This is a genomic window from Pantoea sp. A4 (assembly GCF_000295955.2).
GTDB classification, from domain to species: Bacteria; Pseudomonadota; Gammaproteobacteria; order Enterobacterales; family Enterobacteriaceae; genus Pantoea; species Pantoea multigeneris.
In genome coordinates this window covers 1-21,339 of record NZ_ALXE01000009.1, presented here as the reverse complement: position 1 = coordinate 21,339, position 21,339 = coordinate 1, and the positions used below count along the sequence as shown (strand labels likewise).

General features: G+C 47.7%; 22 protein-coding genes and 2 pseudogenes. 11 read left to right on the top strand and 13 right to left on the bottom strand.

The window, feature by feature from the left end:
• The first annotated feature begins 66 nt into the window (after positions 1-66).
• The 5 genes from B880_RS0102245 (at position 67) to B880_RS0102230 (ending at position 4,107) form a co-directional block, all read left to right on the top strand.
• Complete coding sequence (locus B880_RS0102245) at positions 67-1,881, top strand: glycoside hydrolase family 15 protein (RefSeq protein ID WP_017345758.1); 1,815 nt, start codon at positions 67-69, stop codon at positions 1,879-1,881.
• Between the two features lie 90 nt (positions 1,882-1,971).
• Positions 1,972-2,493, top strand: coding sequence for a VOC family protein (locus B880_RS0102240; protein ID WP_017345757.1), 522 nt, complete (start codon positions 1,972-1,974; stop codon positions 2,491-2,493).
• Positions 2,494-2,516: 23 nt separating this feature from the next.
• The gene (locus B880_RS26840; protein WP_017345756.1) at positions 2,517-2,735 is read left to right on the top strand and encodes a hypothetical protein; all 219 of its coding nucleotides are present in this window, start codon (positions 2,517-2,519) and stop codon (positions 2,733-2,735) included.
• A complete protein-coding gene (locus B880_RS24515) occupies positions 2,732-3,517 on the top strand; it encodes an SMP-30/gluconolactonase/LRE family protein (RefSeq protein WP_017345755.1) in 786 nt (261 codons plus the stop codon). Before B880_RS26840 ends, B880_RS24515 begins: the two co-directional genes overlap by 4 nt.
• A gap of 380 nt (positions 3,518-3,897) precedes the next feature.
• Positions 3,898-4,107 carry a CsbD family protein gene (locus B880_RS0102230; RefSeq protein ID WP_017345754.1) on the top strand — a complete coding sequence of 70 codons (210 nt, stop codon included), beginning with the start codon at positions 3,898-3,900 and terminating at the stop codon, positions 4,105-4,107.
• An 841-nt stretch (positions 4,108-4,948) separates the two neighbouring features.
• Here the strand turns inward: B880_RS0102230 and B880_RS0102225 are convergent.
• A complete protein-coding gene (locus tag B880_RS0102225) occupies positions 4,949-5,209 on the bottom strand; it encodes a hypothetical protein (RefSeq protein WP_017345753.1) in 261 nt (86 codons plus the stop codon).
• A gap of 273 nt (positions 5,210-5,482) precedes the next feature.
• On the opposite strand from B880_RS0102225, the gene B880_RS0102220 reads away from it, so the two are divergent.
• The 3 genes from B880_RS0102220 to B880_RS0102210 all read left to right on the top strand — a co-directional run bounded on the left by B880_RS0102220 (position 5,483) and on the right by B880_RS0102210 (position 7,497).
• Entirely contained in the window at positions 5,483-6,643 is a 1,161-nt protein-coding gene (locus tag B880_RS0102220) for a diguanylate phosphodiesterase (protein WP_026042378.1), read from the top strand.
• A gap of 321 nt (positions 6,644-6,964) precedes the next feature.
• Positions 6,965-7,225 carry a hypothetical protein gene (locus B880_RS0102215; RefSeq protein WP_017345751.1) on the top strand — a complete coding sequence of 87 codons (261 nt, stop codon included), beginning with the start codon at positions 6,965-6,967 and terminating at the stop codon, positions 7,223-7,225.
• 74 nt (positions 7,226-7,299) lie between these two features.
• Positions 7,300-7,497, top strand: a complete 198-nt coding sequence (locus tag B880_RS0102210; protein WP_017345750.1) for a hypothetical protein — start codon at positions 7,300-7,302, stop codon at positions 7,495-7,497.
• A 227-nt stretch (positions 7,498-7,724) separates the two neighbouring features.
• Here B880_RS0102210 and B880_RS0102200 read toward each other — a convergent pair whose 3' ends face one another.
• From B880_RS0102200 to B880_RS0102180, 4 genes are all read right to left on the bottom strand, one after another.
• Positions 7,725-7,988 (bottom strand): biofilm development regulator YmgB/AriR family protein, encoded by a 264-nt coding sequence (locus B880_RS0102200; RefSeq protein WP_017345748.1) that lies wholly within the window; start codon positions 7,986-7,988, stop codon positions 7,725-7,727.
• 200 nt (positions 7,989-8,188) lie between these two features.
• Positions 8,189-8,392, bottom strand: coding sequence for a hypothetical protein (locus tag B880_RS24510; RefSeq protein ID WP_017345746.1), 204 nt, complete (start codon positions 8,390-8,392; stop codon positions 8,189-8,191).
• A gap of 89 nt (positions 8,393-8,481) precedes the next feature.
• On the bottom strand, positions 8,482-8,724 hold the full coding sequence (gene ycgZ / locus B880_RS0102185) for a regulatory protein YcgZ (RefSeq protein WP_017345745.1): 243 nt from the start codon (positions 8,722-8,724) through the stop codon (positions 8,482-8,484).
• Positions 8,725-9,318: 594 nt separating this feature from the next.
• On the bottom strand, positions 9,319-9,501 hold the full coding sequence (locus B880_RS0102180; RefSeq protein ID WP_017345744.1) for a general stress protein: 183 nt from the start codon (positions 9,499-9,501) through the stop codon (positions 9,319-9,321).
• Positions 9,502-9,975: 474 nt separating this feature from the next.
• Here B880_RS0102180 and B880_RS0102175 point away from each other — a divergent pair, with 474 nt between their 5' ends.
• Together B880_RS0102175 and B880_RS26990 are read left to right on the top strand one after the other, a co-directional pair.
• Positions 9,976-10,215 (top strand): hypothetical protein, encoded by a 240-nt coding sequence (locus B880_RS0102175; protein WP_017345743.1) that lies wholly within the window; start codon positions 9,976-9,978, stop codon positions 10,213-10,215.
• Between the two features lie 2,264 nt (positions 10,216-12,479).
• A pseudogene (locus B880_RS26990) lies at positions 12,480-12,800 on the top strand (ISNCY family transposase); the annotation flags it as partial.
• A gap of 68 nt (positions 12,801-12,868) precedes the next feature.
• Here B880_RS26990 and B880_RS0102150 read toward each other — a convergent pair.
• The 6 genes from B880_RS0102150 to B880_RS0102110 all read right to left on the bottom strand — a co-directional run bounded on the left by B880_RS0102150 (position 12,869) and on the right by B880_RS0102110 (position 17,977).
• The gene (locus B880_RS0102150; RefSeq protein WP_017345739.1) at positions 12,869-13,129 is read right to left on the bottom strand and encodes a hypothetical protein; all 261 of its coding nucleotides are present in this window, start codon (positions 13,127-13,129) and stop codon (positions 12,869-12,871) included.
• A 138-nt stretch (positions 13,130-13,267) separates the two neighbouring features.
• Positions 13,268-13,495 carry a YgdI/YgdR family lipoprotein gene (locus B880_RS0102145; protein WP_017345738.1) on the bottom strand — a complete coding sequence of 76 codons (228 nt, stop codon included), beginning with the start codon at positions 13,493-13,495 and terminating at the stop codon, positions 13,268-13,270.
• A 13-nt stretch (positions 13,496-13,508) separates the two neighbouring features.
• The gene (locus tag B880_RS0102140) at positions 13,509-13,742 is read right to left on the bottom strand and encodes a YgdI/YgdR family lipoprotein (RefSeq protein ID WP_017345737.1); all 234 of its coding nucleotides are present in this window, start codon (positions 13,740-13,742) and stop codon (positions 13,509-13,511) included.
• 352 nt (positions 13,743-14,094) lie between these two features.
• Positions 14,095-14,490: a YidB family protein gene (locus B880_RS0102130; protein ID WP_017345735.1), complete on the bottom strand. Its 396-nt coding sequence runs from the start codon at positions 14,488-14,490 to the stop codon at positions 14,095-14,097.
• 42 nt (positions 14,491-14,532) lie between these two features.
• Positions 14,533-14,991, bottom strand: coding sequence for a peptidoglycan-binding protein LysM (gene lysM, locus B880_RS0102125; RefSeq protein WP_017345734.1), 459 nt, complete (start codon positions 14,989-14,991; stop codon positions 14,533-14,535).
• 1,942 nt (positions 14,992-16,933) lie between these two features.
• Positions 16,934-17,977, bottom strand: coding sequence for a tyrosine-type recombinase/integrase (locus B880_RS0102110; protein WP_017345732.1), 1,044 nt, complete (start codon positions 17,975-17,977; stop codon positions 16,934-16,936).
• Positions 17,978-19,425: 1,448 nt separating this feature from the next.
• On the opposite strand from B880_RS0102110, the gene B880_RS0102100 reads away from it, so the two are divergent.
• A complete protein-coding gene (locus B880_RS0102100; RefSeq protein WP_026042377.1) occupies positions 19,426-19,710 on the top strand; it encodes a hypothetical protein in 285 nt (94 codons plus the stop codon).
• Between the two features lie 267 nt (positions 19,711-19,977).
• Here the strand turns inward: B880_RS0102100 and B880_RS26545 are convergent, their stop codons facing one another.
• Together B880_RS26545 and B880_RS24505 are read right to left on the bottom strand one after the other, a co-directional pair.
• The gene (locus B880_RS26545) at positions 19,978-20,331 is read right to left on the bottom strand and encodes a hypothetical protein (protein WP_071524361.1); all 354 of its coding nucleotides are present in this window, start codon (positions 20,329-20,331) and stop codon (positions 19,978-19,980) included.
• 341 nt (positions 20,332-20,672) lie between these two features.
• Positions 20,673-21,198: pseudogene (locus B880_RS24505) on the bottom strand (integrase core domain-containing protein); the annotation flags it as partial.
• Positions 21,199-21,339: the final 141 nt, after the last annotated feature.

Below are 21,339 nucleotides of genomic sequence, written 5' to 3'. Positions count from 1 at the left end.
CAGCAGGATTTTGAAGAACGTGGCCGAAAGCGGCCACGTTGTCGTCTCAGCATGCAGGGAAGAGCAATGATTAATCAGATACTACAATCGCCGATGCGCGAGGATGGATTTGCCCGTCTTGGGGACTATGCGGCCATTGGTGAGGGTCGGTCTGTGGCACTTATTGCCCCTGATGGGGCCATAGACTGGTGGTGTGCACCAAACCTTGATTCACCGCCATTATTTGACCGCATGTTGGATCCGGAAATTGGCGGCTTTTTCCAGATAGAACCTTTAGATGAGTACCGTACAGAACGGGCTTACCGCCCTCACAGCAATATACTTGAAACTCGGTTTTTCACGTCGGCTGGCAGTGTACTCATCACAGAGTCCATCAACAGCACGCTGGCCGGTCGTCTTCCCTGGAGCGAACTAGCAAGACGTATTGAAGGGGTTAAAGGCGAAGTTGAGCTGTGCCTAACGTTACGCTTCGGCACCGCAGCCGAAACACGCTCACCGTGGCGGGACGACACAGAACAAGGAGACGTTTATCATCTTGCCGATCTGTTGGCGATGCTGCGCACGACTGAAGACTGGCTAATCACTGAGCGCGGCGATGGGATAATACGCGCAACGCTTCGCACCCGACCTGAAAGCCACTCTCTGGTCGCCCTGCTGGTGACGGAGCGCGAGCCGCTGGCTGTGCCTGATTTGAAAGCCATTGATGCCCGTATTGAAACCAGCCATACGGCGTGGCGCGACTGGACGCACAGCCTGAGCTATGCAGGCCGCTATGCAGATAACGTGAGACGCTCGGCGCTGTCTCTCAAATTCCTCTGGTATTCGCCAACCGGTGCCCTGGCCGCTGCGGCGACCACCTCACTGCCTGAGGGCATTGGGGGGGAGAAGAATTATGACTATCGCTATGCATGGGTACGCGACGCCTGCCTGATTATCAAGTCGTTCGTTTTCCTGGGCGCGCTGGAAGACTGCAAAGCCGCTTTTTCCTGGTTATCGAAAACCATCATACGCCACGGCACCCGGCTGCGCGCCTGTTACACGCTTGAAGGCGGTGTGGTTCCTGCAGAGAGTTACCTCACCTTACGCGGTTATCAGAACTCTCTTCCTGTTCGTGTCGGTAACAACGCACGCGACCAGGTTCAGCTGAGCATGTATGGCGACATGCTGGCCACGGCAGAACTCTTCATCCGCGCCGGCCACATTCTGGATCTTGAAACTTCGCGCATGCTGGGACAGCTGGCGAACTACTGTGCCGATCAGTGGCGTCAGAAAGATAGCGGGATCTGGGAGTTGCCAGACGAACAGCATTATACCCACTCCAAAATGGCCTGCTGGCTGGCGCTTGACAGCGCGGTTTCACTGGCAAAAGCAAAACATATTGAACCCACCTGGATTCAGCGCTGGGAGCGGGAGCGGGAGCGCATTAGTGAATGGATTGAACAGCACTGCTGGTCGGAGGAAAAGCAGGCATACCTCTTCTATCCCCACGCAGACGGTAAGCTCGATGCCGCTCTGGCGCTGGTACACCACTATGGCAACACGGTTAACCCGGAACGCATGCGTGCCACTTATCGTGCCATCCGGCAGGATTTAGGCCACGGCAGCGCGATGCTATACCGTTACAGCGGCGTTGAGCAGGAAGAAAGCACGTTTATTGCCTGCTCTTTCTGGCTGGTCGAGGCGCTGGCGGCCATGGGTGACACCCGGGTAGCCGAAGAGGCAATGGAAGAGATTCTGGATAAGCTCTGCCAGCGCGGTAACGTCGAAACCTTCAATGAAATGTTTGATGTCCGCAGCGGCGAGTGGCGCGGCAACATGCCACAGGGGTTGAGCCACCTGGCTCTCATCTGTGCGGCGCAGGCGCTGACCGATCACGCTTAAACCTCAGACGTTTTATCTGAAGGCAGGGTGCCAGCTTTACAGATACAACCCGGCTGGCCCTCCTGCATCACTTTAAAAAGGATATCACCGATGATCCGCGGAATTGAACATATTGGCATTACCGTTTCTGATTTAAAGCAGGCAGAACATTTCTTCATCGGCGCACTGGATGCATCTGTGCTCTACCGTATCGTTCCGCCCACTGACGCTGAAAAGTTTATTCCGGGCAAGAAAATGGCTCCTCTCAATGGCTTCCCTGCAGAACTCAGGTTAATCGGCCTGTCCATGCTACGGCTGAAGAATGGGTGCAATGTTGAGTTATTTCAGACACAGCCTGCCGCGAAAGATCACTCCTCTCATCCGGGCATGCCGGGAATTAACCACTTCTCACTGTATGTGGATAACATTCACCAGGCAGCGGAAAGAATGCGGGAGCATGGCGCTGAAATGCTTGAAGGCCCTTCCGACTGCTTTGCTCAGGAGGATGGGGTGGGCAATCAGACGTGGTTCGGCATGACCCCTTTTGGCGTCCTCATTGAGCTCATCACACTGCCTTCAGGCATTCGCTACGACGCAGAAGCCACTCAGCAGCGCTGGATACCGGAAGCCTGAATCTTTCAACCGGAGGCCAGACGATGCAAAGACGTGAATTTATTGCGGGCGGACTCGCAACATTGTGCCTGTTGCGGGCAGCCTTCGCTGCGGCAGAGTCGATGGTAAATCTGCAACTTCAGGTTGCTGCCACTTCACCCTGGCTTGCCAACGGCATTGCTGTCTCAGCCAGCGGCACCATGTTCCTCAACTTCCCCCCCGCTTTAAAGGGCATGAGAAGTCGCCGGCGCTTGCGCGCGTGACCGAATCTGGCCTGGCCCCCTTCCCGGGTAATCACTGGAATGAATGGACGTCGGGTGATGAAGGTCTCAACAGCCTTGTCAACGTTAATGCCTGCCATCACTTCGGTGACGGCCTGCTGTGGGCGGTTGATCAGGGGGCCACTCAGGGAGAGCAACCTTCAAAGGGAGCAGCAAAACTCGTTGCATTCAACATCGCAACAGGCGAAGCGGCTTCAGTTATCCGATTTGATGAAAAAAAAGCTTTACCGCCTGGTGGAGCGCCTAACGACCTGCGCATACAGGGTAACTCAGTGTATGTGACTGATTCAGGGCTTGGCGGCGTCATCATTCACGACCTTGAGACGGGCAAAACGATAAGGAGGCTCTCTGGAAATGCATTGCTGCGTAAACCTGAGGGGCTCGTTCAGAAAGGCTACCAGGGCCGAATTCTTGAAGATAACCGCGGAAAGCGCCCTGCCGTGCACAGTGACGTTATCGAGGTCAGCCCTGACGGACGATGGCTTTACTATGCGTCCCCGACCGGCCCGCTTTGTCGTATCCCTACGGCTTCATTAAAAGATCAGCGGTTAAGTGATAAAACACTCGTGGGACAAATTGAGAAAGTTGCGGATATCCCGTCTATAAGTGGCTCCGCCATCGATGCGGCAGGGAATACTTATCTTTCGAACGTGGAAAACCGCTCCGTCGATAAACTCCTGCCTGACGGTACGCTAAAGAGGCTAATTCAGAATGAGAAGCTCATAACGCCCGACGCTCTCGTCATCTCAGACGGCTGGATCTAAGTGCCCGCGCCTCAGATTGAGTATCTGGCAGATAACAACAAGGGGAAAGATGCAACCCATGGACCCCGGTCAGTTTACCGTTTCCCCTTTAGCACTTAAAAAAACGATTATGTGAATCAATTCGATACGTTGCATGACGAAGCCTTAGGGCAGGACAGGAGGAATTGCAGGCATAGAACGGAAGTCGCCCCTAGTAAGCAGCCATTAGGGGTAGTCCCAAAATACCAGACTTTATCCAGGGAGGGTGACTTCACCTCAGGAAAACTCCGAGAATGTGATGCACGACAGGAAAATTGCCATGAATGGACCATACTGATTAGCATGAAACTCTGCAGAGGGATTGCCTGACGGCAGCCCGTGAATTAACGAAGGAGACCGGCATGAACGAAGATCGCATCAGCGGTAACTGGAAGCAATTTAAAGGCAAAGTGAAAGAACAGTGGGGCAAACTCACCGACGACGACATGGACGTGGCCGAAGGGAAGCGTGACCAGTTGGTAGGCCGTATCCAGGAACGTTACGGTTACGGCAAAGAGCAGGCTGAAAAAGAGTTAAAGGACTGGGAAGACTCCAACCACTATAAGTGGTAGCCATTAATGTTGTACATAAACCGGCTCCGTGCCGGTTTTTTCATTTTAAGACATGAGGACATGTTACATGGGGTAGATACCGATCAACCTGCCTGCAACCTTTTCATACTATCGTTCGGGTTTCTACGACAGTACTAGTATTCTACATTCGGCTATACAAGGTAACTGAAGAGCACTGCAATATTCATATTCCGTAGGCAGATCCCCTCAGAGCGCAGACTCAAAAGAGTTATTGCAGTTTAATTGTTAAAGTCCAACGCCGATGGTGTCTTTAGATCTGCTCTAGTGTCGAAAATCTACCTAAAATTAAAGGCGTTAACTTCAAAGATGGGTTTTGAAAACCGCCCAGCGCGAAGCCTCTTTAGATATAAGTTAATGACTTTTGTCTGAACTAATCTATAGCTTATACCTTGTCTAACCGAATCTTCTGGGAACTTGATTTTATACCCACCTCTCAATCTGCCAGTTTTATAATCTGCCTTTAAAAACTCTTTTATCCCGCACTCGCATTTACAGGATAAATTTGCAGCGAGAACCGTATTGACACGATGACCCGGAGATTATCCCGCGGCAGGTTGACGCGCCACGACAGTAACTCACCGACACGACTGATCAGCCCCGAGGCGATTACCGACAGATGTGACGAATTTCGTAGGCTCTTTCCAGCCAAATAAGACAGCGCATGAAGGGACTGGTAGTTATGGTAATTAATCTTGTGTCGGTTTAGCACAATACTATCGGAGATGTCGTCCCTGACAGGTTCCCCGGCCGGTACGCGCCTGTGCGCGACCGCTGGGGTCATCGTCGTCTCCCGGCCAGAGCCGGACTATATCCTTTGGTGTCAGTTCTTCTCGTCGTTCAGGCCAGCAAGAGTCTGCAGGTACGGCACATGCCGGACGGCTTGCTCCGGCTCGTGGAAGCTCTTCAGCCAGTCTCTGGCTTCGGATATTTCAGTGAGTTGGTTATCGTTGCCGCCAGCCTCAGCCATGTGTTTTAGCTCGGAAATAAGCGATCGCACACTTATTTCCTTTTCGCTTAGCGCTAGGCTTAGTGCCGCCTCGCCAATAATGACGTGCCCTTTCCCGTCGTTATGAATAGACAAATTTACTACCTCCGTTTTACATTGATGACAGCCTCCTAGTAAATTCTAGATGCAGCCCCCCAAATTGACCGGAGAATGCTCTGAAAAAACTAATTATTGATTATTTATTTCAACAACTATGATTAAAGGGTTCTGCATGCGTTAAAAATTATCGTTGCAGGCATTCCTTGATATTTATTCCTCATCTCGCCATGCCCATTACCGGTCCGGTTTGAGGAAACGAAGGTAGCTGCTAAGATGTCCGTGACAATCTACGGCAATGCGGAACCTGAAATGCTTACAACAATAATTTACCGAAGTCACCTCGACGATGAGGTACCCGTCAGCATCATTCCAGGCATGGTAGAGAAGGCCAGCCTGTTGAACGCCCGGCATCAAGTCACAGGCATCCTGCTTTTTAACGGTACGCACTTCTTTCAGCTCCTGGAGGGTCCGGAGGAGGGCGTGCTGGACATATACGGTCGCATCTGTGCCGACCGACGTCACCACAACGTGGTTGAACTTATGCGCGACTACTCACCGTCGCGCCGCTTTGGCAACCACGGCATGGAGCTGTTCGACCTGAGGCACCATGACAGCGTCAGCGTACTGCAGGCGGTACTTGACCGGGGCACGTCTAAATATCGCCTGACCTACGACGACCGAGGCCTGCAGTTTCTGCGAACTTTCGTGGAAGCACGTGAGAAAGAAAACTACTTTGAGGTCTTGCCCACCGATTACTGGAACTTTGTGCCGGACGACAACACGTCACCGGCTCCGGCAACGGGCGTCACCTTCCGCCCGGTGGTCGACCCCCTCGCCCGTGAGGTCACGGCCCTTGAAGCCCTGCCCGAGGAAGCGCCGGAGGGGCTCTATGGCGAAGCGGTCTACAAACATAATCTTGCGACGGTCACCGCTGTGCTGAACAAGGCAGGCAGATCGTGCCCGGACGATATCATGCTGTACGTCAGCATTCTGCCCATGACACTGGTCGTGTTGCCGGACGCCGTAGATCGGATCGTCAACGCTATTGAAAGTGCCGAGTTGGTTCCGCAGCAGATCATACTGGGCGTCAGGGAGACGGAAGTCATATCTCAGCTGGAGGCGTTTTCTCAGGCGGTGCGTAGGCTTAAGCTGGCTGGCATCAGCCTGTCCATTGATAACTTTGGTGACGGCTCAGCCGGGCTGTCGCTGCTGGCCCACGTTCAGCCGGACCGCGTACGCATCGGCGCCGGGATCGTCCGCAATATTCAAAGAAGCGGCCCCCGTCAGGCGGTGGTACACGCCGTGCTGCGCTGCTGTTCGGCGCTTGAGATAAACGTTATTGCGGCAGATATAGAGCAGCCAGAGGAATGGATGTGGCTGGAAGCGGCCGGGGTCACTGATTTCCAGGGCGCGCTGTTCACCGCATCGGGAGCGTCTGTCGCCTGGCCAGAGACCCGCGAGGTGATATAAGCCGTTTGAACAGAATCAGGGCTCCGTATGATTAACAGGATGCGGCCCCCTGGGGCGGGTGCTGTGCGGCTACAAGCGCTGCCGGCTCTCCAGCATCTTCTGGCTCAGGGTTATGCCTCGTTCGGCCTTTTCAAACCAAGTGAGGGAAATGCGGTGCTGTTATGAGGTGCATCCAGGACAGAACACCTCTCCCGGACAGGGCGTCTGTGACGCGTATTGAAGGTGAATCGAAGAAGTTTTCTGTACGATTGCTCTAGTTTATTTTCGGGCCAGCAGCGCTGTGATAAGCTTTGCGCCCGAAACCTGCTTCCGGATACCCCCATGAAAAATGACTTTGAAGAAAAAATGGCCGACATTATGATTGGCGAGGCCGTCACGGCACTGCTGGATGAGGGCGTTGCCATCGGATGGGCGGTGCTGACGGAGCGCCTTCGGTTGGCCATTGAAAATGAAACGGATGAAAATCGGGTTCGCGCGGGACTGCGGGCTATCGAAGAGGTCCGGCGGGAAATGCACACGCGCGCCAGTGAAAGGACTGGACTGCCAAGAGTTGAAGATCGGTCAGCGCATAAGCTTCACTGAAGTCAACCGACAGTTTCTGCCATGGCGCTTTCATGTTATACTGTATATTTACACACCTTGCGGATGGGGGTCATATGAATGATGACATCACCGCCGAAGATATCTACGCCGTTATCGGAACGGTCGTAGCGCGCCTTCTTAAGCCGGATCAGCACCTTACTCTTCACGAAATTACCAGCGCCCTTTACAGCATGGGCAAAACGGATGGCACAGCGAAAATGCGCGAAAGCTGCGAAAGCGCTATCAGGCTGCTGGCTCAGCAGATGCACTGATCTTCAGATTTCTCCCGCTCTGACTTACACCTCTCGCGCAATAATGAAAGAGTGCAACAATGAAAAGTGTGACATAACTCAAACCGGGAGATAACTATGAAAATCTGGATTGCTGTAACCCTCACCATCGCCGTCAGCTGCTCCGTGTGGGCTTCGCAGGGGGGATTTGATTCCCCGACTGCGCTGGCCGACGTCACTCACGCTACGCAGTAGCAGCAAAAATGGCCTCAGAAGCCTACATCGTCCGGCGTTTTGCCTACCACAATTTCGAGTGTGCTGCGAAGCACATCAAGCTCGACCACATCTGAAGTGCTTTCGAGCTCGGCGATAAGATAAAGAATAATCTCTTTAGTGGTCACATTTTTACCGTGGATAACGATGTCGCGAATGACGGCGTCCAGCACGGCAGCTTCGGCGGCCAGAGCGTCGCCGAAGCTGCCGTGCTGAATGATGTCTGCTTCGTTGGTGATGTTCTGTTCTTTGAGCTGCATTGTGTAATCCGTTAGGCCCCACGGGCAAAAGTGGTCAGGCTGATACCTGAAATAAAAAAACGGCCTACCTCTGGTAGCCGCGTCCTGCGGGCGTCCTGCCACTCTCTGCTCTGCACAGAGATCAGTATTTGTGAATATTTTTTACAGTCACTGCCCGTACCGGCCAGGACATCAAAAGCCAGCACGTTTGTGTCGCGACTCTAGCGCAACGGTAAAAATTCTCTCTGTACCTCGCACAACGCCAGGGCGATGGCATCACGCTTTTCCGGGTTCTTCTCGCCCTCGCTCATGGCGCGAAGCCGCATAGCAAGAGAGTCCGCACTAATGTGGTCTTCACTTTTTAGTAGAGCAACCACTGCTTCACCCATTATAACGTCGACGAGGCGTGTTAAATCTGTATTCATCTTTCCCACATTTCCCAGTTCAAGCCCTCTGCGCAAGATGGCAGGGCCTCCCCAGATGGTTATAAGGACACGCAGCGCGCAACGTTAATTCAACGCTCAAACAGCATGCCGATAAGTGTATGATAGTGATGCTCTTCTTCGAGACTGGATGCCACTTCAAAGCGGTGCAGCAGCTTGCTACATATGGCCTTGCGGTTGAGGGTTTTGCCAGCGCGCAGGATTTCAATGACAATCTGCCCCAGAATTTCCTGCTGGTTCGGCGCAGACATCTTGCTGAAATAGTGCGCAATTTCGCTGGCTGAGTCCGGGTATTTCATATTGCTCTGACGCATAGTTAACCTCTTAATGGGTATAATCTAGTCGGGCCTGTATGACGTAAAGTTATACAATCAAATCAAACTTGTACAGGCATTGTGTTTCTGTATAACTTTTCTTTTGGTGCAAAAAGTGCTTATCTATACTAAACAATAAGTTAGGTTGGGGTTGATACAAATCATAAGCTGTACAATGAAAGGTTTGTATAATACTCAAAAATATTATGTTCAGCGTGTGTGTCTGGGCGCAGGAAAAAAGTCTTTCCGATTTCTGAACCGGACGGGAGAGATATTAGAGCGTTGAGCTACGACCGTATCCGGTGACCCATTTCAACTGGTCCCTCTTATCTGAACGCAACTCGCAGCATTTCCCCAGGCGTCAGCCAGCTCGTAGATAAGCGAGCAAACGTTAATATCCGCATTTTTACCGCAGTTCCGCCAGTTATCACCTGGTTTCATTATAATCATCAGGCATGCTCTGCACTTCAACAGCTTTGGTATTTCAGTGTCGTCGCTTGACCGACTGAAAACAGGGGCTGTACAAATACCTTTAGCGCATTATCCTAAGCACCTGAAATACGATAAACCGCGTCTTGCTTATATGGGACTTAATTAAACCTCAGGTTTTGGGCCCCGACGGCTGATAAGTCCACCTTTACGGCCAGCCTCGCGCGCACGCTCTGGACAATTTTTGAAGTTTCCGCCGCTGACGGCACCACCTTTGCTGCCTGCTTCAGAAGCGCGTGCCGGGTCAACCGCAAAGTTTCCTGCTCCACCGCGTTTTGCTGTTGTCATGATGTTTTCCTCAGATAAAAGATATTATGTGTAGTGGAAAGTTTTAATATGGCATGTCTGCACAAGATTAGCCTTCTTCGGAGCCCTTTTTTTCCGGTATTACGACGACGGACACGTGTGGCAGGGCTGTTGAATCTTTAATGGTTTCCTGACAGTGTGTCAGGCATTTTGAGCTGCAAGACGCGTAACATCAATCCGGTGAATAGCTGTTCTGCGCAGCGTTCGGCGACGTAGGTTTCGGCAAAGTTGATGATTGCTGGAACTTTTACCTGAGCGCAGATGGCGTAAAGTTATGCTGACGCCCGCCGCTATTTTGCTGTTCACAGAGCCTCGCTCGCTAGTTTATATTGCTGAAACGTCGGGACTAACTGTTTCAACAGTTAAAAAGGTAGGGCACCTCTGGATTACTGCTGTACACGTGCCCCTGCATCGGTTATTTTGCGCCCGACCTTATTCATTACTCACGGGTATTGCATGCGACAGGACGGACTACCGCCGGGAAAAGACGCCAGGCTGACCGGCTATTTCAGCCAGGTAATACACCCCTGTCAGATTGAGCTACTGGGCCGCATCACCGTTGAGATCCTGCGTCAGGAGAGGCGGATGACGCGAACCTCATTGTGCCTGAAGCTGATAGCAAGGCTTGACGGAAACGTCGATGAGGCCGAGGCGGAACACCTGACGGCGCTACTCCGGATGCTGTTTAATCGCTGAGTCTGGAGCAGGTCACCGTCAGGATGAATCGCTCAGCAACGTTTGAGGCTGCGAGCCACCACGCGCAAGTGCATAGCACATGGATTAAATGTGGAAGTAAGCCTGATGCTCATCGACAAAGACATACTGTATTTCAGGCGCTTCGCGAAGTACGTAGCAGCCATTTGGGGAATGGCAGATTCGCTCCAAGGAAGGGGCCGGCTATCGTACTATTAATCAACTCCGTGATGAGCAGGACTTCATCTAGGTTGATAAAAAGGGTTTCTCGTACGTTGCTGTCAGGGCGTTATGCCCTTCAAGGGCCGCCTGCGCGAGAACAGCTAAAAAAATGAGTCGATAGCAGAGACATGGCACCCCTAACGTTATGTTTCGCCGAGCACGCCGTGTGAAATTTCGGTCCGCTTAATTGCATGGAGGATGCGCTAGAGCCTGAACAGATATTTTGCGCCAGAAGATAACCACCTCTGGAACATCAGAGATATTCAAACTTGTCGGATAAATCTACCCCGACTCCCATTAACCACCCTTCTTTCAGTAACCAGATAATATCGTTAGCCAGTTTAAGGCGAAACAGGCTTCATTTTTCAGCAATGACCAGACAGCGGCAAAGGAACAGATCATCCTGCTTGGGTGATCGTACCGCACCAGCTATCCAGTTGCAGGGATGATGCATGCGCCTTCTACGACCAAAAAACGCTCATCTGTCGTTACAATTCCGGTGTATTCGAGCCCGGCCAGGGTTTCTAAAAGAGCGTCATCCTGCAGAATCTTTTCAAAGCATAAGTCTTACTCATTTGTCTCCTGGCTTCGCCGTCTCAGATTTAATAATACGCCTTTTCATACAGTATAGGGGTATGCCCAAACACAGAAATCGAAAGGCGGGCTGCAATCCTCCCGTAAAGCGACATGCACTAACTCGGGCACGATGGCCCTGTGATGCTACCCGTCACGTACTCCAGTGCAAAGGAGGTCATCGGTGCCGGATCACAGCAACTTCTGAAAAAGAAGGGAAACCTTAACCTCTGAGCTGAGGCTGCTGCTGGCGGTGAAACTGGCATTCTGCGCAGAGGAAGCACAGCAGAGGCAGGTCCTGCAGGAGACCCTGATGCTGATGGCCGATACTTCCGACCCTGTCTGAGCGACGCCAGGCCCCGGGACTGGTGATTACGTCATCACTTCCGTTTTGCCCGGTGCGTTGTTGCAGGCCTGATACGGGCATTACGTCTGTACGGCACATTCCCCTGCCATAAAGTTATATCCGGCGTCCTCCTCACTGTTTTCAGCAACAAATTTCACCATTAAGTGATAATTTTACATGGTATGTCACTACTACCTGTACACGTAAAACCTCAGTTAACTGCTGTGGAGAGCATCTTCATCTTTTGTTAAGTCATACTTTTGGTGTCTGTTAAAAGCAAAAGCCACTATAGACATCTTTATTGCCGGGTGATTGTGGTTCACCACAGAGAAGCCGCAGATAAATGCGATAAACATGGGCTTGCAGACCGAAAAGTGTTAGGGTGAAGTTGTTTGAAAAATAACCTTACCACTTCCCTTCCCAGTTAAAGGCGGGAGGATCTGACCTTCGTTGAGCTGAATAAGCAGCTTTCATCTTACTTTCAGGCTGGATGCCACGCGTCAAGTCACCCGAATGTTCGATATCCTGCAGCGATATCCTTACTGCGTTTGTCTTACTTACTTTAATCTGAGCGCCGCTTTTTCCGGACGGAAAGCGTGCCTTCCTGTTCAACTGGGGTTTTATGCCCGTACACATAAATCGAAAGGCGAGCCGCAAACCAGCCCGTAAAGTGACACTCACTCCGGCTTGGAGCGACGGCCCTGTAATGCTGTCTGTCGCGTACGCCAGTGCAAAGGAGGCTATTGGCGCCGCAACTCAAGAACTCCTTAAAACACCTTCCACCCCTTTCTGAGCGACGGTCGGGCCCCGGGCCTGTGATTACCTCATCACTATCGGTGAGCCCGCAGCGCTGTTGCCGGTCGGTTCGGATACGTGCATCACCCCTATCCGGCACGTTCCTCCAGCCATAAAGTTATAACCGGCGTCCTCCTCATTTTTTTCTGAAAAAAATCCCTCAGGGAAGTGATAATCCAGCGTGCGTGTGGCATTACTACTCATGCGCGTAAAAGCCCTACAAACTTTTACGAAGAGCAGGTCATTTATTTGTAAAGAGTTGGATTTGGGTAAAAGTAAAATCCGGATCACACGCATCCCCCGCAGACTTCTAGCAACGAAGAGCTAGTAACCACACTGTCGTCGCACCGGCGAACTCATCCAGATCGACGGCTCTGACCGCAGATGGTATGCAGAACGCGGCCCGGCCTGCACGCCTCTGGTTTACGTCGATGATGCGACCAGCCGCCTGATGGTACTTCATTTTGTAAAATCAGATTCTGCATTAACCTATTTTGAAGCCATACGCGGCTACCTAGAGCAGCACGTCAAGCCGCTGACGTTTTACAGCGACAAAGCCAGCATCTTCCGTATTGAAAACAAAAACGCGGTCGGCGTTAAGGGACTGACACAGTCCAGACGCGCAATGAACGGACTCAACATTACCGGTATCTCTCTACACCAGTTCATTAAAAGATAGATACGTATCTTAGAGGATCATCCTAGAAAAATTTAGAGCTCCTAAAGAAATAACCAGTTTGATATTGCAATCAGGCTTAGTATCAGCGCCAAAAAATTTCTGAAAGAGAGTGCGTGGTGAGTCGATTTTTCTTCATTACGAATTTGATTAAACAGTGCTTTCGCGGAATGAGCATTAAGAGCATTCACCTCTTCAGGTTGCTTTTTATACCCCCATTCCTGCAGGAAAACAGAACCGTCTAAGTCATTTACATCGAGCGCATTAATATGATTGCCTTTTTTGAAAAAACAAAACACCGGCATAGTTTCTTCCTGAAGGATTATGTTATTGTATATTAATATAACTTTAATGGGCTACCATCTCAAGGATATCCTTGATGATTAATATGCACACCTGAATTAATGAGCGATGTAAAAAAACCGCCCGGAGGCGGTTATGCATTAATGCGGTATCTCAGAGACTTCTTTGACATCCTGTTTGTTAATCTGCTGTTTTACACCATTAGCATCAACATACCCAAGTAAACCAGCATCCGACTCTTTGGGTTTACCATCGCTCACAATGGTTCGACCGTCAACTGTATGAATAGCATAGCTTGTCCGTGTGCACCCAGTAAGTAATGAAAGTGCAATGATCGCCCCCATGACAGGAAAAATTAGTTTCTTCATAACACGCTCCTTATCAGTTATCTAGCTCACTCATGTTGGTAATTTTATTGCGATTTATCTGTTCGGTTCGGCCTGTCTTAGCATCTTTATAAGAAACCAGCCCAGTGTCACTGTCTATCTGAGGCTTGCCATTTGTAACAATAGTGCGCCCGTCGCTAGTTTTAATTGCCTGATTTGAGGAGCAGGCGGTTAGTGAGAAGGACAAAGTTGAAGCTATAAAGAGAAAAGTCACGCTTTTTTTATACATCGCAAATGCCTCATATTGGGGATATCTGTATCTAACATACTAAGGATAGATGTTGTTTTTTATCTTGCATCGTAAAGAAGCATAAAAAAAGCATAACGGGCCTTTATCTGAAGGATGGGATAGCTTTGCAACGGGAAAAGTAGCTGTCTTTGCATACTTACCGTCCATCTTTATCTTGATTTTGTCCGGCCAGAGGATCAGATACAACCTTAAGGCAATAAGATCGGTCATCATAAATATACTTCTTATATCGCAGGTTAGAAATCAACGCAAACCGGTCAAACACTTATGGTAAGAGCAGCCATTAATGTCGACTTATTTGATTAAAGGCCGAGAAAACCGGCCTTTAATACTAACTGAAAAACTTACCTTCAAGCAATTTCACACCTGACGAAACGAGGTCATTACGCTCAGAAATATGCCCATTAGGTGAGAGGGTATCGATGATTTTAGGAAGGTATTCTGCCAGGATAGTTGACGCTTTTTCTGAATCAACGCCGAGTTTCACTGCCAGATTCTGAACTGCAGGAGAGCCTAAAATAGTTGTTATTCGCTCAGGAGATAAAGGTAGATTATCCCCTGATGTTAACCACGACTGAATGAGATTTTCCAATCCCTCAGCTTTAAATTTTTCAAGAATTGCCCCGCATCCACCTTGCTCCTCTATCCATGTGAAAATAACTTGGTAGGGTGAGGAGCTTGCCCCTTGCCCTGCAAGGGTGTTTGTTACAGTATTCAAAAGTCCCATTTTTCGTTTTCCTTCGTATCATTTTCGAAGTAACATCAAGAACTAATCACTTTTCGGTATAATCAAAACTTGGCCAGGGTAGATTTTATCAGGGCTTTTCAGCATAGGTTTGTTTGCATCAAAAATTGACTGATACTTGTTCCCTGTCCCATAAACCGCATGTGATATAGCGCTAAGAGTATCGCCAGACTTAACGGTATAGTAAGTACTCTCGTGTTTGCTTTCTTCAGTAGAAACTTTTAACTGGTCGTCTACTTTGCTGACGCCCTCCACATTACCTGCTGCTACCAGTATTTTTTCTTTAACTTCCTGTGAGGATACATTGCCTTTCAGTGTCACGGTTCCGTCATCTGCGACACTCGCCTCGACTGACTCTGCCCCCGGAAGTCCTAGGCTTCTGATATGCTCTTTAAGCTTTCCTGATTTATCACTATCATCATGACTCGAAACAGCATCCCATACCTTCTCACCAGCATGTTTAACGAAATCTAAAAGCCCCATGCAATATTCCTCTTTAATTAAAGACACGACCTGCTTCATCAAGCATAGTTCAATATAATATTTAGGAAAGTAGGAAATTTAATACATTGATTTATCGTTTTTTTTTTACTGCTTGACTCAGCCCGTAGTGAAATACCCCTTACCTACCCCAAGGATTAGATAAAAAGCTCGGTTAATAACCCCGGTATAAGATTGACTTCCTGAGCGTAGGTTATGCCTGTCAAAAAGTCTCGATTCACCCAAGAGTCATTTGGCTTTGCCCTGAAACAGGCTAGATTGCGTACACCCGTGCCAGAAGGTTTGAAACAGGCCCGGCAGCCCCAGCGCCATTTTCTACACCTGGCGCAAAAGCGCGGCAGGATTTTACCGTCAGAACCAAACATATTCGGCAACTCGAGGAGGAAGACCTTCGCATGAAGAAACAGATTATCGATCTAAGCCTCAACAAGAGCATGCCGTAGCACGTGCTGGCAAAAAGAGGTGACGCTGGTACACCTGCGATAGTGGGCCAGGGTCTTACAGGCACGCAACAGTTTCAGCGAAAGACAGATGTGCTTTGCGCCGCAGATCAGCCGCGGTTCGTTATGGCACCGCTCCACTGCGGCAAACGACAACTGGCTGTGACTGCGCATCAGGGAGATGACTGAAACCCGCATCCATTATTCCAGGTCATGCTGAAACGGGAAGACTGGCGCGATAATCACAAGCTCATTCACCGGTTTTACCGCGAGAGGGGTTATCGCTACGGCTTAAACGCTCTTGCCACAATAAATTTGCGCCAAAACTTCAGCTACAGCCGCTGTGGCTGTGTTCCAATCACATAGGAGGTATCGATTTTTTCCCCGCTGCGTTGATTTACGGTCACGGGCTCCGCCTGCTGACGGTAATCGAGCTCTAGACGCGTAGGTGTCCGGGGATCTGAGTAGTCAAAATCAGTGCACAACAGAAGTGGCTGAAATGTTGGACAGCATCGCGTTGAGACGTCAGTTATCACAACTACTGAAAACAGACAATGGCTATGTATTTGTAAGAAAATGCAGGTTTACAGAATAATAAACCGGAATTTATGCGATTGATCCTGCTTAAGTTTGTATAATATTCTGGGTCATGGTTAATCACGCCGAAAATATCTTTAGGAATGGTTCTAAGCTTTTGATAAGTATAAACAAGTAACTTTACTAACTCAAAATTTTAGCTAATCTTCGGGAAAGATAAGTTCAGGCTTACAAAAAAATCACAACAAAATTTCAATTAACCACCTTGCAAAACTGCCTCTACAGTATAAAAATCATAGCTATAATAATTATGAGTTGGTAGTTGTATGTTTAAACACCCTTGCCGCCCATATGGACGGCTTTTTTTTTAAATCAACAAAGAAAATCATCATCCATAAGAAAATTATTTTAAACTTAACATTCTGATTCCCTCCCAGTTAACTTTAGACCGATATGTGAGTAATATCTTCATCAAGTTACCTGAGAACATACCATGAAGAATCGATTACTGTTAAACAAATCGTCAGTATTCTCCGCTAGTCCTAAGTCAGAGGGGCTCCCGGTAACTTTGCCACAAGCATGTATTGCCGATGCAATCTGTTTTACAAGGCACAAGAAACTTGGTGGTATTATAAGTATCCCGGCTTTAATACCACGTACTTTTAATATATCAGGATTGATCCATAAATCGGTAATTTTTCGACGTATTTTTTTTAGGAAGTTACGCTGTTCAGTTGTAGTACGAAGATCCGGATATTCCTGCTCCGAGAGAAGCTCTTCAAATATACATCCAGCTACAACGGCCTTGAGCACGGTAATAATTTGGTATTCGGTGAGGCGGTTTACGCATGTTTATCTCCTCAAGGTACATAGTCACTATGTGGAACATCTTTCAAAGTGAATGGCCCGTTTTACAGAGTTACTTACAGGTAATTTCATCATACCCCTTAATCACTGAGTATATTATAGGTAGTCATAAGATCCACCATAGCACCAGAATGTGCCTCAACGTGCCGTATATAGCGCATTACCGTTTCCGGTTTTTTCCACGTTCCTTCCTGCATGATCTGCGCTGTGCTGTAGTTTTTCGCAGCCATATCCACAGCAGCACCTACCCGTGTACTGTGACCGGTCCAACCCCGGTAACGGTTCTTATTGCCGGCGATTTCCCCATCAGGCCCAGCTTCCTGCCACGCCCGTTTGAAAATATCCTCTATTGCACGCGTGGTGAGCGGATTTTCCGTATTCACCCTGACCTTATTCGTACGATGCACAGGGGAAAATATAAACGCATCAGGCTCTGAGGCCAGACCTGAAGCCATCAGCCACTGCGTAAGGCGCGTCGTGGAAAGATCGCCCAACGCCTTAATCAGCCCCCCTGTCTGCACTAAGGTTTTGGTCCATGCAACGTCCAGGATGATCCGTCCGTCGGCGACGCGGGTGACGTCCCTGACGCGCAGCCGGCCAAGTTCACTGATGCGGAGCAGAGTTGCATAGGCCACATGCAAAAAGGCCAAATCCCTTAGCTCGCGCAGATAGACTGACTCCGCCCAGGCTGCATCGAGCTTCATCAGGTCTCGGATCCGGAACGGGATAGCTTGGCCGGCACGCTCTCCCTGAACCACGGCAGTACGGTTGATACGTTTAACCGCCCGGAAGACCAGCGGCGAGCTGTTCGGGGGATTAAGATCGGCGTTACGGTGTAGCATCGAGATCAGCGCCGCGTGGGTTGATATGGTTGAGGAGGCCCGGCCGGTTGACTGCAGATATAACAGATAGTCACGCAGGCAGGACGAGGACATCGGGAGAAAGCTGCGTCCGTTTTTCTGTGCCCAGGCACCACAGATGCGCATCACGCTGAGCAACTGCCGCCAGGTGTTGTCAGAGAACGCTTCCCTGTCCTGCACAAACTCCCGCAGCCGGGCTGCCAGATCCTCGTCCGGGACCACCGCCAAACTGGAAGAGGGTGAAACAGTGTTCGATTTGGTCATTTTGCAACCTCACCTGAGAGTTTGTACGCTACGCAAAATCTGCTGATGTCATACCCTGCTTCTTTGTCAGATTTCACGTAGCGCTGCCTGTATGTTGCTCATTTCCGGGGGCGGAACCGGTTGATCCCTATCATACCCGGATCCTCAAAGGGATCCTATCTTCATATAACACCAATTATATGAAGTTAAGTTAGAACTATCCGCAGGCAAGAATCGTTAGTCAATACAGCTAAACCATCCTGAGTTGAAATTCAAATTTTTATCTTTTTTAAAAAAACTTGCAACAAGCTGACTAAAAGCGTAGAAAAACACTTATATCCTAACTATTTTAAATAAAATTTTTTAATTAGTAATTTTTGATGCAAATGAGGGTGCTTTCATAATGCAAGTTATAAATATAGAATTCTACGTACTTAAGATACGACGCCTTGCTGCTAAACATCAGCAAGGGACGGGTATTGTTGAAATTAAGAAAGAAGTTGATGTCGTTTTTAAAGAAATGAAACAGAAACATAGGAAAAGTGAACACATATATTTGTGGTCTGAATTAATACCAGCGCTGAATAATTACCTTGCCAAAACAGCAACCCCCGAGTGGCACTCAGTGTTACGTTATGCCATCACTGTATGTAAGCGCAGACTAAACACATCAAAGAGAAGTATACCAATCTTTTTAGGGAGGATTGTAAAATAAACTATGCTCATTTTGATTAATGGGCTTCATTAGGTGTTAAATCAAAGAATACCTTAAGCCAATTTAAATATATAGTAAGAAATCCAATTGTCATCTCGGGATTCTTAAATGCAATACACAGGCTGGTTGTTTTTTGATCGCAGCGTGTGTGCCCCTACCTTTTGAGAATAATCTGAATATATTCAGTTACCCAGACAAAATTAACTTCACAAGCCACTGAATTTATTGAATAAAATTATATTCTCTATTCGGGATGAAAAAAGCTATATTTTCACTTCTACTTTTTTGTTGCTATTTTATTAATTATAATCTAAATATTAACGAGGGATGAATTTAAATTCAGTAAGAAATTAACAGAGATGATTAGGAGTCATGACATGAAGATCATAAGCCGTTTTTTTCGACTAAACTCAATGCTCGTCATTGCAAGTGTTATGGTTATTTCATTTTTGATTAGTGCCGTACTTGTAAATATTTTCAAACTCCCAAGCGGGAGTTTTATTTATATTATAGTGTTATGCTTTCTTACTTTACTTATACCTACAGCACTTCAACTCAATAGGGTCGCTAAAACCCGTGATTGAGGATTTTATGATTAATTAGACCGTGCGCACGAAAAATATAAGTTGATTTTCTCAAAGAGAATTTAGGTAACTTGTTATTTCTATGAAAAAAACACAATACGGAAATACCATGAATTTAATATAAATTTATTTTAAATGAGACTACTTTCTTGATTTTTGGGAGATGGATTATGAAGTACAGAAAAAATGCTCATACCAGTCCTGTGATGAATGGTTTTTTGACTCATTTACTTGTAATGAGTTCAGGTAGGGATATTTTTAAACGAGTTATTCGCAGCCATTATCTCGATGACAGGCGTACGTTGGCAAAGTGCCTGTGGAACGCGCGTAAAGAAATGCGCGATGAAGCACGGGAAGCCATGCTAAAGGAAGAGATTCTACATAGATTTAAAAGTGAAAAAATGATGCGTCAAGATAAGACAGAGTGTAGAATAAGAGATATGAAAAACGCATAAGATGGGTTTTATTTGAAATATACTAAAATAGTACACTCAGGACTTTATTCCCAAGGGTTTATCTTGCACTCTCTGTGCCAGAAATACTACAATATAGAGTTTCAAGTGTTTTTCAGGAGTCATATTACAGACAATCGCGGAGCTGTAGGAGCATGCCTTCGCAATGCAAGGACATCAATCAGGAAATCTATTGAAATACAAAAGAAGAGATGTGATATGATTAAAAATTTCTAAATTTTTTCCATTTTTATCAAAGATAATTTTGAATTATACTTCAATGTATTTATTTAGTTTAATCTTAAATAATTTACATCCCATTTCTTCATGGGAGCATATAATGCAAGTAGCATGGTTGTTGTTGTGGTGTAATTTAGCGTCATTATTAATGATATCTTTTGAGCTCAAAATTAAATAACAATAAGGCGTGTATGTGTAATTTACCAAATCTCCAGACTCAATATGATTAATATACATTCCATGCCTGGATGCTTCAGAGCAAACCCATTTTGCACACTCTGAAGTAAGTGGTATTTTTCCATTCCCAAGGGTAGTTAAAAATTCCTCTCTTGACTTTAGTAAATATTCACTCGTTATCTTAGTGTCTGTTTTTACATTTAGCATTATAATTCCTACCTATAATTAAATCACAATTCACAGGGCATTACTCTTCTGTCTCAAGTACCATAAAAATCTCATTTTTTATGCTTTTAATTTAAGTTATAAAAAAATAAATATCAATAAAAAACCAATAAGATTAAGACAATGCTTGCTTTTTCATTTGTTTATTGTTTTGAATTCCTAATTCAGCGCTATTTTTACACTAATTCCGTTCCTTGACCTGCCCCGAGTATTAGATACAGTCTTAGGTTAGTAATGTCGCGTGATTTTTATTCATGTTTCCCGTATCACCAGCCCACTTAATATTCAGCTAGTGTCAGGTAATTCAGCTATGAGTGTGGTCAACACTCGTTATAATCCTGCTGCCAGTCATTAATGATTTCCCGGGTATGTAGAATATCGCATTAACCAATGCTCATTCAGGCATTCATCACGACAGTGCCCATTGAAACGCTCAATAAATCCATTCTGGTTTGGCTTGCCCTGCTGGATTAAGCGCAACTCAAAACCATGTTCGAAGATCCATTGATTGAACGCGTGGCAAGTGAATTCCGGGCTTATAACAGTTCTTATCATTACAGGGGGGGCCCGAAACAGCGCGATTCTGTCCATAATGCGTGTCACCTGAGCGCCTGTAATCCCGAATACCGTAATGATCGCCATACACTCCTTCGTTAAATAATCCAAACAGGTCAGGCACTTAATCCTGCAGCTGCTGGCAAGTGCATCCATGACAAAAATCATCGACCATCTCAGCTCAGCCGCATCCGGGGGAAGAAGCGGAAGCGGAAACCGCTCAGTTGTTAGCCCCTTGCGGCGTTGCCTGCGTTTTACACTCAGGCCGTCGAGATGATAAATGCGGTATACCTGTAGCGGCCTGCATTTATAAATGATCGAACCTGCATTTACACCTCATTCTCAGCACACATCAGCGGCAACCAGCGCGGCTCTCAACCCACAATGCCTGCAAATGAACCTGAAATTATCCGCGCCGATCTGCTTTCCATTTCC

Excerpts from the sequence above, each read along its gene's own strand:
- B880_RS0102245 (WP_017345758.1), top strand. The coding sequence starts at position 67 with ATGATTAATCAGATACTACAATCGCCGATGCGCGAGGATGGATTTGCC.
- B880_RS0102240 (WP_017345757.1), top strand. The coding sequence starts at position 1,972 with ATGATCCGCGGAATTGAACATATTGGCATTACCGTTTCTGATTTAAAG.
- B880_RS26840 (WP_017345756.1), top strand. The coding sequence starts at position 2,517 with ATGCAAAGACGTGAATTTATTGCGGGCGGACTCGCAACATTGTGCCTG.
- B880_RS0102230 (WP_017345754.1), top strand. The coding sequence starts at position 3,898 with ATGAACGAAGATCGCATCAGCGGTAACTGGAAGCAATTTAAAGGCAAA.
- B880_RS0102220 (WP_026042378.1), top strand. The coding sequence starts at position 5,483 with ATGCTTACAACAATAATTTACCGAAGTCACCTCGACGATGAGGTACCC.
- B880_RS0102215 (WP_017345751.1), top strand. The coding sequence starts at position 6,965 with ATGAAAAATGACTTTGAAGAAAAAATGGCCGACATTATGATTGGCGAG.
- B880_RS0102210 (WP_017345750.1), top strand. The coding sequence starts at position 7,300 with ATGAATGATGACATCACCGCCGAAGATATCTACGCCGTTATCGGAACG.
- B880_RS0102200 (WP_017345748.1), bottom strand. The coding sequence starts at position 7,988 with ATGCAGCTCAAAGAACAGAACATCACCAACGAAGCAGACATCATTCAG.
- B880_RS24510 (WP_017345746.1), bottom strand. The coding sequence starts at position 8,392 with ATGAATACAGATTTAACACGCCTCGTCGACGTTATAATGGGTGAAGCA.
- ycgZ (WP_017345745.1), bottom strand. The coding sequence starts at position 8,724 with ATGCGTCAGAGCAATATGAAATACCCGGACTCAGCCAGCGAAATTGCG.
- B880_RS0102180 (WP_017345744.1), bottom strand. The coding sequence starts at position 9,501 with ATGACAACAGCAAAACGCGGTGGAGCAGGAAACTTTGCGGTTGACCCG.
- B880_RS0102175 (WP_017345743.1), top strand. The coding sequence starts at position 9,976 with ATGCGACAGGACGGACTACCGCCGGGAAAAGACGCCAGGCTGACCGGC.
- B880_RS0102150 (WP_017345739.1), bottom strand. The coding sequence starts at position 13,129 with ATGCCGGTGTTTTGTTTTTTCAAAAAAGGCAATCATATTAATGCGCTC.
- B880_RS0102145 (WP_017345738.1), bottom strand. The coding sequence starts at position 13,495 with ATGAAGAAACTAATTTTTCCTGTCATGGGGGCGATCATTGCACTTTCA.
- B880_RS0102140 (WP_017345737.1), bottom strand. The coding sequence starts at position 13,742 with ATGTATAAAAAAAGCGTGACTTTTCTCTTTATAGCTTCAACTTTGTCC.
- B880_RS0102130 (WP_017345735.1), bottom strand. The coding sequence starts at position 14,490 with ATGGGACTTTTGAATACTGTAACAAACACCCTTGCAGGGCAAGGGGCA.
- lysM (WP_017345734.1), bottom strand. The coding sequence starts at position 14,991 with ATGGGGCTTTTAGATTTCGTTAAACATGCTGGTGAGAAGGTATGGGAT.
- B880_RS0102110 (WP_017345732.1), bottom strand. The coding sequence starts at position 17,977 with ATGACCAAATCGAACACTGTTTCACCCTCTTCCAGTTTGGCGGTGGTC.
- B880_RS0102100 (WP_026042377.1), top strand. The coding sequence starts at position 19,426 with ATGAAGTACAGAAAAAATGCTCATACCAGTCCTGTGATGAATGGTTTT.
- B880_RS26545 (WP_071524361.1), bottom strand. The coding sequence starts at position 20,331 with ATGCTAAATGTAAAAACAGACACTAAGATAACGAGTGAATATTTACTA.